The organism is Paenibacillus sp. FSL L8-0333 (genome assembly GCF_037965665.1).
GTDB classification, from domain to species: domain Bacteria; phylum Bacillota; class Bacilli; order Paenibacillales; family Paenibacillaceae; genus Paenibacillus_AQ; species Paenibacillus_AQ odorifer.
The window spans coordinates 645,465-660,536 of record NZ_CP150186.1 but is presented as its reverse complement, the minus strand read 5'-3'; the positions used below and the strand labels follow the sequence as shown (position 1 = coordinate 660,536).

At 44.7% G+C, this 15,072-nt stretch carries 15 protein-coding genes; 3 read left to right on the top strand and 12 right to left on the bottom strand.

What is annotated here, in order from left to right; translation table 11 throughout:
• Window positions 1-21: 21 nt before the first annotated feature.
• Entirely contained in the window at window positions 22-1,125 is a 1,104-nt protein-coding gene (glgD, locus tag NYE72_RS02915) for a glucose-1-phosphate adenylyltransferase subunit GlgD (RefSeq protein WP_036676786.1), read from the bottom strand.
• Window positions 1,126-1,247: 122 nt separating this feature from the next.
• Window positions 1,248-2,411 (bottom strand): glucose-1-phosphate adenylyltransferase, encoded by a 1,164-nt coding sequence (locus NYE72_RS02910; protein WP_038568594.1) that lies wholly within the window; start codon window positions 2,409-2,411, stop codon window positions 1,248-1,250.
• A gap of 475 nt (window positions 2,412-2,886) precedes the next feature.
• On the opposite strand from NYE72_RS02910, the gene NYE72_RS02905 reads away from it, so the two are divergent.
• The 3 genes from NYE72_RS02905 (at window position 2,887) to NYE72_RS02895 (ending at window position 5,884) form a co-directional block, all read left to right on the top strand.
• Window positions 2,887-3,570, top strand: a complete 684-nt coding sequence (locus NYE72_RS02905; RefSeq protein ID WP_038568592.1) for a response regulator transcription factor — start codon at window positions 2,887-2,889, stop codon at window positions 3,568-3,570.
• Entirely contained in the window at window positions 3,567-5,150 is a 1,584-nt protein-coding gene (locus tag NYE72_RS02900; RefSeq protein WP_339211254.1) for a HAMP domain-containing sensor histidine kinase, read from the top strand. The genes NYE72_RS02905 and NYE72_RS02900 overlap by 4 nt, the downstream gene beginning before the upstream one ends.
• A 167-nt stretch (window positions 5,151-5,317) precedes the next feature.
• A complete protein-coding gene (locus NYE72_RS02895; RefSeq protein ID WP_036676776.1) occupies window positions 5,318-5,884 on the top strand; it encodes an FAD-dependent oxidoreductase in 567 nt (188 codons plus the stop codon).
• Between the two features lie 393 nt (window positions 5,885-6,277).
• On the opposite strand, the gene galU is transcribed toward NYE72_RS02895, so the two are convergent.
• The 10 genes from galU to NYE72_RS02845 all read right to left on the bottom strand — a co-directional run bounded on the left by galU (window position 6,278) and on the right by NYE72_RS02845 (window position 15,060).
• Window positions 6,278-7,198: a UTP--glucose-1-phosphate uridylyltransferase GalU gene (gene galU / locus NYE72_RS02890; protein ID WP_217904440.1), complete on the bottom strand. Its 921-nt coding sequence runs from the start codon at window positions 7,196-7,198 to the stop codon at window positions 6,278-6,280.
• 18 nt (window positions 7,199-7,216) lie between these two features.
• Window positions 7,217-8,203, bottom strand: a complete 987-nt coding sequence (locus NYE72_RS02885; protein ID WP_036676773.1) for a glycosyltransferase family 2 protein — start codon at window positions 8,201-8,203, stop codon at window positions 7,217-7,219.
• Between the two features lie 78 nt (window positions 8,204-8,281).
• A complete protein-coding gene (locus NYE72_RS02880; protein ID WP_339211252.1) occupies window positions 8,282-10,411 on the bottom strand; it encodes a glycosyltransferase family 39 protein in 2,130 nt (709 codons plus the stop codon).
• Window positions 10,412-10,617: 206 nt separating this feature from the next.
• Window positions 10,618-11,163: a DUF1697 domain-containing protein gene (locus NYE72_RS02875; protein ID WP_036676770.1), complete on the bottom strand. Its 546-nt coding sequence runs from the start codon at window positions 11,161-11,163 to the stop codon at window positions 10,618-10,620.
• A gap of 27 nt (window positions 11,164-11,190) precedes the next feature.
• Window positions 11,191-12,009 (bottom strand): aminoglycoside phosphotransferase family protein, encoded by an 819-nt coding sequence (locus NYE72_RS02870; protein WP_038568584.1) that lies wholly within the window; start codon window positions 12,007-12,009, stop codon window positions 11,191-11,193.
• A 14-nt stretch (window positions 12,010-12,023) separates the two neighbouring features.
• Window positions 12,024-12,320, bottom strand: a complete 297-nt coding sequence (locus NYE72_RS02865) for an antibiotic biosynthesis monooxygenase (protein WP_036676767.1) — start codon at window positions 12,318-12,320, stop codon at window positions 12,024-12,026.
• Between the two features lie 18 nt (window positions 12,321-12,338).
• Window positions 12,339-12,965 carry an alpha/beta hydrolase gene (locus NYE72_RS02860; RefSeq protein WP_036676765.1) on the bottom strand — a complete coding sequence of 209 codons (627 nt, stop codon included), beginning with the start codon at window positions 12,963-12,965 and terminating at the stop codon, window positions 12,339-12,341.
• 23 nt (window positions 12,966-12,988) lie between these two features.
• A complete protein-coding gene (locus tag NYE72_RS02855; protein WP_038568581.1) occupies window positions 12,989-13,507 on the bottom strand; it encodes a DJ-1/PfpI family protein in 519 nt (172 codons plus the stop codon).
• A 225-nt stretch (window positions 13,508-13,732) separates the two neighbouring features.
• Window positions 13,733-14,845 (bottom strand): endospore germination permease, encoded by a 1,113-nt coding sequence (locus tag NYE72_RS02850; RefSeq protein ID WP_036676761.1) that lies wholly within the window; start codon window positions 14,843-14,845, stop codon window positions 13,733-13,735.
• A 26-nt stretch (window positions 14,846-14,871) separates the two neighbouring features.
• The gene (locus NYE72_RS02845) at window positions 14,872-15,060 is read right to left on the bottom strand and encodes a hypothetical protein (RefSeq protein ID WP_143760483.1); all 189 of its coding nucleotides are present in this window, start codon (window positions 15,058-15,060) and stop codon (window positions 14,872-14,874) included.
• Window positions 15,061-15,072: the final 12 nt, after the last annotated feature.

Below are 15,072 nucleotides of genomic sequence, written 5' to 3'. Positions count from 1 at the left end.
GTTTCATCTAATCCAGTTGGTTTATATTTTGCTGCTCTTGGCGATCACAAATGGACGTTTACTATCCCCGACGAGAATTCGATTCTTACTTAAATGTACGTCCTTATCCATGATCACATTCTCAATAACAGCATCTTCCTCTATAATGCACTTCTGCATAATAACAGAGTTGATGATCTTCGCTCCTTTACGTACCTGAACCCCACGAAAGATCACGCTGTTCTCCACCGTTCCAGCTATAATGCAGCCGTTAGCCACCAGTGAATTGCTGACATTTGCGCTTTCTAAATATCGGGTAGGAGCCTCATATTTAATCTTCGTCTGCACGGGACTTTCTTTGAACAGACTAAAGTAATTCTCCTGCTGAAGCAGCTCCAGACTATTCTTATAATAGCTTTCCAATGAATTAATTACGGCATGATAGCCATGATATTCATAAGCAGCGATTTTGAATTTATGGCGGTTTTTCTGAATCACATCACGGAAAAAATAACTCTCACCATGTGCAATGCAATGTTCCACCTGCTCCAGGAACAGTTTTTTCTCCATAATGAAGATATCGAGATATAAATTGGGATGATCCTTCTCATGATGGATATTGGTCACATTATTCTCTTCGTCCACTTCAATACGCTGGCATAACTCATGTTCTGGCTGCAATTGCTCTATTTTTTTGTATACTACTGTAACGTCGGCACCCTTCTCCAAATGATAGCTGTACAAGTCCTGGAGATCGATAGTATTAATATGCTGGCTGCCGGAAAACACAATATATTTAGCAGATCCCCGTTTAAAAAGATCCAGATTATTATGATAATGCTGAAGGTCGCCAAGAGAAGTATCGGTGGGATCATTCCAGTCCGGAGGCAAAATAAATAGTCCCCCATGCTTGCGATTCATATCCCAAGATTTCCCGTCACCCAAATGGTCCATTAAAGAACGGTATTTACGGCGAACAAACAGGCCCACGCTCTCCAGATCCGCACGCATCATATTGGAAAGCACAAAATCTATCAACCGATAACGACTGGCAAAAGGTACGGCTGCACCACAGCGGAAATAAGTGAGTTCATTTAGTTTATCGAGTTCATGATCCAGATTAATTACACCCATGAGTTGCTTCATCGGAATCCACCGTCCTCTTATAATTTATAAGAAAGTATAAGTTTCACTATATACTTTATCCTTATAAATCTCGCATAAACGCTTACCGTCCCTAGAAGGACGCCGAAGGCGTTTTAGCTTGATTATATGGTTTTGGCCACAGCTGATTTACGTTTCTTGCTTTTATTGTCGATCAGCAGAATTTCGTTCTCGTTCTCCCGCTCGATGCCTATTTCCATATAATCGTCGATTACCGTATTCTCACTAATAATCGCTTTATGAATGCGTACGTTCTTACCAATCTTAACCTTAGGCATAATTACGGAGTCCGTAATCACACTGCCTTCACCTACTTCTACGCCATAAAAAAGAACCGAGTGCTTCACTTCACCATGCACAATGCAGCCTTCATTAATAATGCATCCTGACACTTTCGCCCCAGGTGCGACATATTGGGCAGGTTGATTCGGATTGCGTGTAAATATGCGCCAGCTGGGATCATTTAGATTAAGCGGTGGATTATCGCTCAGTAAATCCATATTCGCTTCCCACAGGCTGGCTACCGTACCGACGTCTCTCCAATACCCTTCAAAAGGGTACGCAAATAAAGAGTTCCCGTCTTCCAGCATCAAAGGAATGATATCTTTACCAAAATCGTGAGATGATCCTATATTCTCTCCGTCCTCCAGTAAATGCTTGCGGAGAATTTCCCATTTAAAGATGTACACACCCATAGAAGCTAGCGTGCTTTTTGGCTGTGCAGGCTTTTCCTCAAATTCGTAAATTTTCAGATCGTCCTCCGTATTTAAGATTCCAAATCGACTTGCTTCCTCCAGCGGAACGTCAATCACAGAAATCGTGCAATCTGCGTTTCTCTCCTTGTGGTATTGCAGCATAGCATGATAATCCATTTTATAAATGTGATCACCGGATAGAATAAGGACATGCTCGGGGTCGAACTGATCTACAAATTTAAGATTTCGATAAATCGCATCGGCTGTTCCCCGATACCAGCTGCTTCCATTCTCACGTTCATGCGGTGGCAATACGAATACTCCACCATTCTTACGGTTCAAATCCCAATCACTGCCTACTCCGATGTAAGAATGTAGTATAAGTGGCTCATACTGTGTCAATACACCGACAGTATCAATACCCGAATTGGAGCAGTTACTTAAAGGAAAGTCGATAATCCGATAAGTGCCCCCAAAATAGACAGCGGGCTTGGCAAGCGATTTGGTTAAACCTTTCAATCTTTTGCCTTGGCCTCCAGCCAATAGCATGGCTACCATTTCTTTTTTCTTCATGGAAAAGCCTCCCTTGACTTATGGGTAATATAAAGTTCAGCAAACCTAGGATGAATGAACAGAATTCCAGAAAGAAGTGAATTAGAAAAGAAATACACCAGAAAGAAATGAGCCTTGATAGGAAGATGACAAAGTTGAAAAAACGAGGAAGGAAATTTTACACGTTCGGATGATCTAACCTAAAATAGGGAGAGCATTCTCCAAAATCAAGAGCCTGAATCAGGAGATTATCCTTATTGTAAAGTGTTCTATATTCTTCGTCAAAACCCTTTATCGCAATTCCGAAAATCCGGAATTTTTAACCCTGTTTGTCATTAAACACGTTAATATTCCTTATAACTAGATTAACCAATTTAAAGCCATGTGAAAGAAATTCGCTCATTTATTCTAGAAAAAGTATCCTCCGGTCTTCAGCAAACATTCAACCGGATATGGCATAATGAAGCTATCTATCACCGATTTGGAGGAACCTATGATGAAAGCAGTACAAGGAGTTCGACTTCTGCTCGTAGATGATGAGCCTCATATATTACAGTTCCTGGAGCTGGGTCTCCTTAACGAAGGTTTTGAAGTACGAACCGCGTCGGACGGGCTAAGCGCCATTTCGATTGCAGCTGAATTCAAGCCCCATGTAGCTATCCTGGATGTTATGATGCCGGGTATGGATGGATTCGAGGTATGTCACTATCTGCGCTCAGAAGAGACAGAGGTAGCTGTCATCATGCTTACTGCAAAAGACGAAGTGGATGATCGCGTAAAAGGACTATCTATTGGTGCTGACGACTATATGGTCAAGCCCTTCAGCTTTGATGAATTACTAGCGCGGATCCAAGCGCGGCTGCGGAATCAGTTTCCGGGGCTGCTAGGTGAGGTCCGCTGCGGTCCTTTCCGAATTGACAGCCGGCGAAAGGAAATTCGCTTCAGGGAAGAAGTACTTGAGCTCTCCCCTACGGAATACGAGTTATTGCAGTATCTCGTTATCAATCACGGCCTTGTACTCAGCAAGCCTATGATTCTTGATAAAGTGTGGGGCTATGATTTTGGCGGTGAGGAAAATATCGTTGAGGTCTATATCCGTTCGCTTCGTGAGAAGCTCGGAGATAAGGAGCACCGTATTATCCGTACCCTGCGGGGCGCAGGCTACCGGGTGGATCTATGAGCACTCCCATCTTCAGATGGCTTCGCAGACTACCTGCACCACGTTCCCTGCGTAAACAGCTGCTTGCCACATCGTTGCTCATTCTATCAGGATTGCTGCTGCTAATTGGAGTTTTACAATATATCCTTATGCGAGATTTTATATACAGCAATAGAGCGGAGTCTATGGAAGCGCAAATACGTTCTGTCCCCCGTGAGATGTTTTTTAACTTTTTTAATTCCTATGACGAGGACACCACAGGTATAAATGACACAAACAATGAGTTTAACAGCAATTTCCCGTTGGAAAGAGAAGACATGAATAAAATGCCAAGTGGGCTGCGAACTGGCGAGAACCGGCGCCCGCTTCTGCTTGATGCCCATACAACTCTCGCCATGTACAGCTCGGATGGCACCTTCAGGGATTTACAGCAATTAACCCTCTCAGATATAGCAGCACCCAGGCTGACCAATGAGCAATACGATGCGCTGCTGATTCACACCACAGATAGGGCAACAGGAAATTACAAGCTCATCCAAGCTGAAGACGGCACTGAACATCTAGCCATATTCATGAATCTTTATAGGCCTGGAAATACTAGATTGCTGCTGCAAATGAGTGTGAGCACGGGGCCATTAACGGATGTGATTATGCAGCAGCTGCTGATCTACGCAGGTTTGTCAGTGATTGCTTTATTGACTGGATTATTCCTATACTTGCCGGCCCTGCGAAAGACGTTAGTTCCTCTTTCTAATATGGGAGAATCGGCTGAGATCATTAATGCCGGTAATTTGGACATTCGGTTTCCAGTTGACCAAGGACAGGCCGAGATCGACAAGCTTGCTCATTCATTCAATGGTATGCTCGAACGTCTCGAAATATCCTTTCATAATGAACGGGAGGCCAAGGAGCAGATGCGCAGGTTCGCTGCCGATGCTTCTCATGAGCTTAGAACTCCGCTTACCTCAATACACGGTTTTCTTGAGGTCTTGCTGCGGGGCGCCGCCGATAATAAAGAACAGTTATATAACTCGTTGCGAAGCATGCATGGTGAATCGAAACGGATCAATAAGCTGGTCGAGGATCTGCTACTGCTCGCTCGAATGGATGGAGCTCCACAGCTGCAGATGACTGACCTGATTCTCAGCGAGGTAATTCACGAAATGAAGCCGCATCTGCTTTTGCTCGCAGATCAACGTAAAGTTACTTTTGATATCTCCTATGGCATCCGTGGTAAATATGATCCCTATAAGCTCAAGCAGGTGATTCTGAATCTGTTCCACAATGCAGTTCAGCATACCGATGCCGCGACAGGGAGCATTCATCTTTCTTTACAAGCGGAAGGAAATCAAGCTCTATTAAGCGTGCGGGATAATGGCTACGGAATTCCCGGAGAGCATCTCCCACATATCTTTGATCGATTCTACCGCAGTGACTCCTCTCGCACACGTAAATACGGCGGATCAGGTTTGGGTCTCTCCATTACAAAATCTATTGTCGAGGCGCATCACGGCAAGATTAGTGTAAATAGCACCGTCGGCGAGGGGACAACGTTTACGGTTAGCCTGCCTTGCGAGGAAGGATTAGCCAAGGAAGAGTAACAACCGTTATAATTAAGAGGAACTGGAGCATCGCTCCACAAAACTTAAGCGTATGCTTTCGAAGCGAGTTTTGCTCCACAAAACCAAGCGTATGCTTTCGTTGCCAGTTTTGCTATGTAGTCCATTCTAAGGAGCATCGCTCCACAAAACTTTTAGGAGGTAAATACATGTACGAAATCGCCGTAATTGGCGCCGGTCCTGCCGGTGCAAGCGCAGCCCTGTTCGCCGCCAAGGCGGGCAAAAAAACGCTGCTAATCGACAACGATAAGGGCATGACCCGCAGAGGTTGGTTTGAGAACTTTTATGGAATTTCCGAAGTAGGTGGTCCTGAGCTGGTCGAAACCGGGCATAAGCAAGCCGTTAAATTTGGCGCTGAGCTGGTTTCCGAGCAGGCTATCAACCTCACCTCCAGCGGCAATGGTTTTGTCATTGAAACTGAAGATGGAATTATCTATGAAGCAAAACATGTTATTCTTGCCACAGGCGCCCTTACAGATCTAGCTGCCAAAGCTGGCGTAGAGACTAAGGATGGTACAGAGCCAAGAATCAAAACTGTAGTAGCCGTTGATGCTGAAGGCAAAACGAATATCGCAGGTATTTGGGCTGCTGGTACTGTTGCTGGAGTAAGTGTACATGCCATTATTACCGCAGGCGATGGTGCGAAGGTAGCTATTAATGTAATTAGCGAGTTAAATGGCGCGCGTTACGTTGATCATGATGTGTTGAAAGCTTAATCTTCAGTACTCAAATCATAATCCGGAGGATGATTCTTAGGAATCGGTCTTCCGGATTTTTTCGTCACCAAGGAGAACCAAGTTACGAGATTTAAAAATAACTGCACTTGATGCAGCTATTTCAAACAATAACACCCACACGGCTGTTTTAAGTGTATTTTATGCAACTAAAAACAGGCTAAATGAGCATTATAGCTAAGATGTGAAGATATAGATGTATCAAGTGCAACTAAATCGATTTGCAGCTGTCCCCCCATACTTTTAATTGTATAAAGTACACCTATTTGCTCGTCCCTCACCTGCCCTTTGAACACCACACGCAAAAAAACTGCTTCAAAACCTCATGCCACCGCCGAAGCCGATGTTATGATCGTTTGAAACAGTTCCTCTCCCTCAACTGTGTATACTCCGATGCAAGGAGTCCACTTCTTTTTCTCTTCCCTTAAGACTAGCAGCCAGCTCCTGCAAATACGGAACCAATAATGGGCGCAAATCCTCCCGCATCAAACCTACCTCCAGCGTGGCTTTAATGTAACCAAATTTATCACCAATATCATAACGTTTGCCGATTAAATCCAGCGCCAGCAATCCTTCTTGCCGGCATACCTCGTGCAAAGCATCCGTCAGTTGATATTCACCGCCCGCCCCACGTTCGAGGTTAGCCAGTACTGAGAATATCGTAGGCTCCAAAATGTATCGCCCCATAATGGCGTACTCTGAAGGAGCTGTTTCAGGCGAGGGCTTCTCTACCAATCCTTTTACTTCATGAACTCCATTTAGTGAGCCGCTGGAGGAGATAATCCCATATTTGTTAACCTCCTGCCGTGGCACCTGCTGCACACCGACGATGGTCTGCTCCTCTTGCTCATACAATCTCATCATCTGCAGCAGCGCCGGGTCCTCCGAGACCATGATATCGTCACCAAGCAGAACAGCAAAAGGTTCATCACCGATAAATTGTTCCGCACAAAGGATGGCATGGCCCAGTCCCAGCGGCTCTTTTTGCCTAATGTAATGGATGCTCGCTAGCTCACTGATTAGCTGGACTTCACGAAGTAGATCCTCTTTCCCTTTTTCCAAAAGCGTCTGCTCCAGCTCCACCGATTTATCAAAATGATCTTCAATCGACTTCTTATTACGGCCGGTCACGATGATAATACTTTCAATACCAGACCGAACGGCTTCCTCTACGATATATTGAATCGCTGGTTTATCCACAATGGGCAGCATTTCTTTTGGCTGAGCCTTAGTTGCAGGCAGGAAACGAGTGCCTAAGCCCGCGGCGGGAATGACAGCTTTTCTAATCTTCATCAGGAATCCCTCCCTTGCAGTTTATTTACGGAGATGGGTCACAGGGTGCTCACGAACATTCTTTTGCTGCCCCTTACCTTCATAGAACTCTTGGACAATATAAAGCGGACGTCCCTTAGTTTCATCATAAATCCGGCCGATATACTCACCTAGTATTCCTAGCATAATGAGTACGAAGCCATTAAAGGTCAGCGTAATTCCAATCATCGAAGCCCAGCCCTTAACGACTGAGTCTGTAAAAATTACCAGGTACAATACATACATAAGGTACAGAAAACCAGAAGCCGACAGCAGTGCGCCCAAATATCCTGCCAGCTTCAGCGGCTTATAAGAAAAGGAGGTGATTCCGTCCAAAGAGAGCTTGATCATACGTTTTAGTGGATATTTTGTTTCCCCCGCCAGACGTTCATCCCGTTCATATTCAATCGCCTTCTGACGGAAACCAACCCAGCTGACCAGTCCGCGTACGAAACGGTTTTTCTCCGGTAGACGTTTGAGCTCTTCGCAAACCCTACGATCTATGAGCCGAAAATCACCTGTATCCACAGGGATAGAAATATCGGTTGAATAACGCAGAATTCTATAAAACAGGCTGGCCGTCCACTTTTTGAATAAGGATTCACCGTTTCGCTTCACCCGTTTAGCATATACAACTTCATACCCCTTCTTCCATTCTGCAATCATGTCCAAGATCAATTCAGGCGGGTCTTGCAAATCAGCATCAATAATGACAACTGCATCCCCAAGGGCATAGTCCATTCCGGCAGTAATAGCGATCTGATGTCCAAAGTTACGTGACAAATCGATCAGCTTCACACTCTCATCCCAATAGCTATATTCCTCGATCATCTGGGCACAGTTGTCTGTGCTGCCGTCATTCACGAAGATCAGCTCATATACTTCCTCCGTCATTGCCATCACTTTTTTAATACGACGATACGTTTCCTGAATGACTGCCTCTTCATTAAACATCGGTATAATAATGGAATAGCGCACGTTGATACTCATGAGCAGCTCCTCCTTTAATTTGAATGCTGAAGCGTGCCTGCAAATGTATTAGCACGCTTCGTATCCTAAAACACTGAACTAGTTAACTGTAACTTTGTATAACGTTCCGCTGTTGCCAGCGTCGTTTCCTGCCCAATCCGCTGCTGGAACCTCTGTGCCATTGTCGGTAATCCAGGTAGATAGCGTAGAATTCCCTCCACGTCCACCACCCATACCGCCGCTGCTCAGCAGGAAGTATTTCACCTTGCCACTCTCTACTAACGCCTTTAGGGTATCTGTGGTATATACTGTGTCCGAATTGGAAAAACCGTTCAGAATAACAACCGATGCCCCCTTATCGACGATATAAGGAGCTGCTGTGCCATAATCCAATACGGCAAACAGATAAGGCTCCCCAGTATTATTTTCCTCCAGATAGGACAGCAGACTCTCATTCGCACTTGTGGCGCTATTACGCCCAAAGTTGCTAGAATTGCCGCCCATTCCTCCTCTGCCCTCACTGCTCCCTGGTCCTGCTTCAGGGGTTTGGCTATTCAGGCCATAAGTAATTGGGGTAGCTGCCCAGTAGAGCGGGCCAATTAACAATACTAGTACAGCGACAATACTTGCCGAGAAAACAAATGGCTTCTGCTTGCCTTTAAGAACGACCAGCACCAAAGAAACAACTATACCGGCAGCCAGAATGCCAATCGACCAGCCCCTGCCAATCGTATCGTCATAAGGATGAATAATGTACCATTGAAAAACTGCTGTAACCAGCGTCGCAACTGGCAATAGCCATGACAGCCAACCAGAGTGCTCGCGATACAGACTCCAGAGCTTTGACCAGCCTGCACCGACCAGCGCGGCTATCGGCGGAGCCATCATCACCAGATAATATTGATGGAAGAATCCCGCAATACTGAAGAATCCCATCACCGGGACCAGCCATGCTAACCAGAATAGAGCTTCTTTATGCCCTTGCGTAAAGTTCCTTCTCCGCAGATTAGCGAATAATCCAATACAACCAAACAATACAAAAGGCAACATCCAGCTTGCCTGACCTGACAGCTCTGATTGGAACAGGCGCAGTGGACCTGCGGTTCCAGTATTGAACATTCCACCTCCGCCGCCATTCATGCCGCCGCGTTGTCCTTGGCCCCCACCTTCACCACCAAATTGCCGGTTTTGATTATCTGTTCCACCGCCGGGTGGTTGCCCTGGTGAACCTCCATCATCGGCGCCATTTTGACCGTCTGAGGTTGAATTTATGCCTTGCCGACCCGAAAATGCTCCACGTCCGCTATCCGTACCATTTTCAGCATCTGCCCCGTTCATAGCGGGTCTTTCACCGTTCATAGCTGGCATCTCGCCATTCATGTTCGGCATCTCACCACCATTCATTGAAGGCATTCCACCTCCGCCACCACCTGTCCCCCGATCACCCGTCAATCGCGCGACACCATTATAACCAAAGGCAAGATTGAGCACGGAGTTAGTACCGCTGCTGCCGATATAAGGTCGTTTACTAGCGGGAATCGAATCCACTATCACTGCCCAGGATAACGAGACCACGAGTAATATAGCTGTCGAGGCCGCTAATACTCCAGCTTTTCGCTTCCAGTTCACTTTCGCAGCCAAGACATAAAAGAGATAAAAAGCCGGCAAAACCATATAAGCCTGCAGCATCTTCTCATTAAACCCAACACCGATTAAAGCGAATGCGGCAAGGAGACTGCCCAGCTTATTACTCTTCGTTCCTTTAAATAAAAACCAAACCGCCAACAGTAACGTGAATACTAACAAAGCATCAATGTTATTCGTCCGGCTAACAGCCGCCGCTACTGGAGTTGTTGCCATGGCCAGCGCTGCTAAACGTGCTGCTGCTTTACCAAAGGTAGGTTTAACCAGAAGGTATACGAGCAACACGGAGCCCACGCCCCCAAGCGCCTGAGGTAAAATTACACTCCAGCCATGCAGCCCGAAAATGAGTGCGCTAAGAGTCTGAATCCAAAAGGTGACCGGTGGTTTATCCACCGTGACTGAACCTGCAGAGTCGAGTGAAGCGAAGAAGAAATTATGAAAGTTTTGCAGCATACTTCCCACGGCAGTGGTGTAGTATGTATTCACATAGTGGTCATTCCAAACTCCATAACCGTACAAAAAAGCAGCGAGTATTAAAATGAGCCACAGTATAAGATCCGAGCTTATTTTTCTAGCAAAACTCATCTCCATTTCACTCCTATCCCTTGATCATTCTATATGCCGGCAGTTCTGTAACTCCGGCCCAAGCTTTCCGTAGGTGTATTATTTCATCCATACCTTAACTCTCAATGAGTGTAAGCTGAATGTTTGCTGAATAAATGAGGCTGCCAGAACGCAAAAAAGACCCCACAATGTGGAGCCTTTCGGTACTCTTTTCAATCCAAACTATGTTATTCCATCTTGCCTATGGCAACAAGCTTATTCACCGTGTTCCAGTTGCGTGCGGTAATGGGCATCCCGAGTATTTTGTCAAAAGGGACTTTAAAAAGTGGCGATTGGCTCACACTGACCTCATATAATATATACATCTCTCTGCCGACAAAACGTACTTTATCCGGTCCATTCTCATAAGTGCGCAGTTTATCCAATGCTTCCGCTGAAGGCTCGGCTGGTAAAAAAGTAACATACCATCTTTTGAATTCCTCTGGCTCGGACAGCTGAAAGGGATCGTTAGCGATCACGTTCTCCATTTCTGCTAAGGTACGGATAATAACAGAGACCTCGAATCCAAAAACCTCATGAATCTGACGTTCAATGACTCCGCTAAGCAGGCTCACCGAACCTTCATCACTCTCAAATACGACATTTCCGCTCTGAATATACGTTCGTACATTTGCAAATCCAAGAGCTTGAAACATCGCCTTCAGGTCCAGCATTTTAATAATTTTGTTCCCGCCGACGTTAATTCCACGCAGCAGCGCTATATAGGTAGTCATAGAATACGCCTCCGTTTTGTGCCATGATCAGCTTACCTCTGCGGCTAAGGTGTGTAGACGTTTACGAACTTCTTTTACCAGCAGCTCCTTCTCTGGAGGCGAAAGCCCCTCCACCAGACGCGCGGCCGCGATCGGCAAAATCCAGCGGTCTACGTCCTCATAAGTGTGTCCTGATAATCTGAGATACTCTTGAATGTATCCCTTAGTTAATCTTTTTCTTATAAAACCTAACATTAATTTGGAGAAGGCAGAAGCTCCCGGAGGCATAGCTCCCAAACTGAACATCACTACGGAACGCGCAGCATCTCCAGCAGGTTCTCCCACTACACCCGTCATCCAGTCGATCACCCAGAGCTGTTCATCCATAAGCACATTGTCGGGATGAAAATCCCCATGACATAAACGAGTGCCTTCCGGCAGCTTCTCCAGATACTTCAAAATGACGGATTTTTCCTCTTCGCTCAGCATAGGGGCAACCATGATCTGACTTTTCAGCATATCCTTTTGCTGGCCGATTTCCTCTGTAGTTTCAAGCTTATGCAAATCACAATGAAGCCCCGCCATCAGCCTGGCATATTGGGTAACTTTCCAAGGCTTCTCACCCATCACCTTTAGTAAAGAGGGACCCTGAATTTGTTGAAAAACGATACCTTGTCGATTCTGTTCAGTAATAAGCTCAAAAGGCTGAGGGGTCCGAACACCCCGCGCATGTACAAACCGGCTGATTTTATATTCCCGGCTGACGTGTTGCTCTGCTATATCCTCCCGGTACAATTTAAGAATCCTCTGATCGTCATGTTGCCAGATCTCCGCTGTTCTGCCTTCCCCAACAAGCTTCGCCTTCATTCGGTATCCTCCATTTAGTCCAGATTAATGCGGGTAAAATGCTCAACTACCGGAAATGGGTCGTAGTAATGGTGAAGGAGTGCTTTCCATTCCTGATATTGGCTGGATTCTCTAAAACCAACAGTGTGGTCTTCAAGCGTTCTCCACTTCACCAGCAACAGATACTTATGATCATCCTCCAAGCAATGTTGTAATTCATGGCCCATATAACCCTCTATCGAGGAGATTAAACTTGACGCCTCCTTGAAGCTTTGCTCAAATTCAGTAGTCAAACCAGGCTTTACTTGCAGCATCGCAGCTTCCAAAATCACAATCATCATCTCCTAAAGTTATGTATTTAAAGCATCACGGAAAAACTCATGATAGAAATTAATGATGACCAACAGTATAGCTAGTGACTCATTGACACTGCCTACCTCCAGCGAATGATTAGCATCATCGATTCTATACACCTTCAAATGATTCAGCCCACTAATTTCACCGGAATGTTCTTGACCAAATAAGGGGTCACTGCCGCCATAGATTACAGTACCACGACTCCGCTGAATCAGCGGCACCGCCTCAGGCAACGGGGTGATATATAGATGAGACGTCTTCTTCTGTATTTCTAGCTCTTCAGCTATTCTACCTGCAATAACAGCGCCCATGCTTTTACTTATAAAAAGAAATCTCTTATAATCCGGAAGAGAAGCGATCACAGCTTTACATTCCTCAATGATAATACTCATTTCTTCACGTTTGAAATCCACCCTTGCACTCTGGTAACCATATTCTAAAAGCAGAACATCACAATTATGCTCCCGGGCAGCTTTAGCCGCATAATCTAGCAGAGAGCGATCAGCTGAATAATTTTTACCCGGAAAAATAACAGCCAGCGCTTTGGACCCTTGGGTGATATATTTATGTTTAACCTCTCTACCCCAATAAGAGGACATAATGATATTGCTAACGTTCATACATGTTTCCCCTCTTCTACTCCTTAGACGGATTTAAAATGTTTAAAGAAATCTATCGTTTCTTGCAAATCTGCCTCATCTTTATAGATACTCATTATTCGCCCAATTTCAAGCGCAAAGTCTACATATCCATTCGGTTTAGCGGTAATGATTGTTCCATCGACAAAGACGTTAGATACCCCAGATTCATTGTCCACATAAACCTTACCATCCAGTACTCCGGCAGCCTTAAGAATGGATACCCCACCGCAAATGCCCGCGATGACTTTTCCTGCTCGATTTAGGCTTCTGATTAAATCTAATAGAGCCTCCTGCCCTATTAAATTATCTGTTTCCCCACCAGGGATAATCAATAAATCTATGGTGCTAACGTCCACATTTTCAACCAATACTGATGGATTCACAGAAAAACCCTCACAGGAGATTAACGCCTTATCTTCCAAGCTTAAGGTATAGACCTCGCCCTTTGTTTTCATAAAATAAGCTGCCAATGTAACCTCAAACTGCACAAAGCTATCATATATAAGAATATATGTATTCAATGATAGATCAGCTCCCCTGTTCTCAATAAAAAAGTAAACTCTATCTATGTATCTATCATTATAGCATCATCGCCTTCTCCTGAAACTTACGGACTCAGAGGACGCTATTTGCACATTTCCCGCGGCTTTAAAAGCGTAAATGTGATCAAATAAAACGAAATAAAAAAAGACACGGGCAACCAGCCACTTTAAGGCTTACGAGACACCTGTATCCTCCTATTAGAGCTATTGCTGCGACTGCGGCGCTAGCTGTTTATTTTTACGCCGGCTCACAACAATTTCAGCGCAAATCCATAACATCAGTGGAATAATCACCTGAAAAGGAAAGGCGTATATTTTATAAATATGGTAAGAAAAATAGTACATTTCCATAATATCCTTGTACACAAAATCCGCAAAATAGATCATGAGTAGTCCCATCTGAAGCACAACAGAGCGGTAACTCTTGAGCTTGAGTACTTTTGCTATCCCACTACTCGCTACATACAGACATAAACTTGTCTTGATAAAAGTAGTGATTACAAAAGCAACTGCCGATGAACCTTCAATTCGGGTCAGAAAATCACCTACATTAATACGGCCAGCAGACACATAAGCGGGAAAATATAAACTGGATAGAACTTCAGGACCCAGCATCAACAGGTTACGCAAAGTAGCCATAATGATAATCACCCCTGAAATTACTAGACTACCAAATAATATCTTCCGTATTGAGCTCTTGTCCGATAAATTACTGAATGCTCCCAGAAATATTACAATCTCCGCAAATGGAAAAGAAAAAGTACCCAGAGTGTCGCTTAATAAAGGCTGCCAGCCTTTGTCCAACAGAGGAAGTAAATGATGATATTCCAGTCTGGAAAAGGCGAGTGTTATCAGTACTAAATTAACAAATACAGCAAACAGCAACAGGAGCTTAGCGCTTCTCCCCATCACTTCAATCCCCGCCTTAACCACCCAAACACACAATAGTCCCAGACATATCATAGGTGCTAACATAGGGGTATCCGTTAAGGTAATTGTGCGACTGAATTCTCCAAAGTTTCTAATAATTAGTGCCCCCAAATGAAAGGAATACCATATATAGAGAGTGGAGATGATTCGACCCAGGATTCCGCCAAACACGGTAATCAACATATCAAATAGATCCTTACCCGGTAATAGGACGTGGAGTCTGGCATATATCAGCAAAAGTGGGGCAACCAGCACCATAGCTAACAATACGGCGATCCAGTTACTGTTACCGGATTGTCCCGGTACGCCCATAAATATTGAAGTCCCCATAATAAATAAGACAGCAATACTAATAGCATGCCCTGTTGATATGATCTCTTTATTCATACTCTATTCTCCCTTTAGGCTAATACCTAGAATAGCTTCTTGATCCAATACACAAGGAATGGTGACGGACTAGGAATCGACCATCTCATTGCCAATGCAAAGGCAATACAGAATGAAATTAGACATAATGCAGAAGAAACATAAAAATCCCGCTTCATCCCCTGCTTCCACAGACCATAAGGATCAATTAAAACAATTACTACATAGATAAACATGACCACCACAAC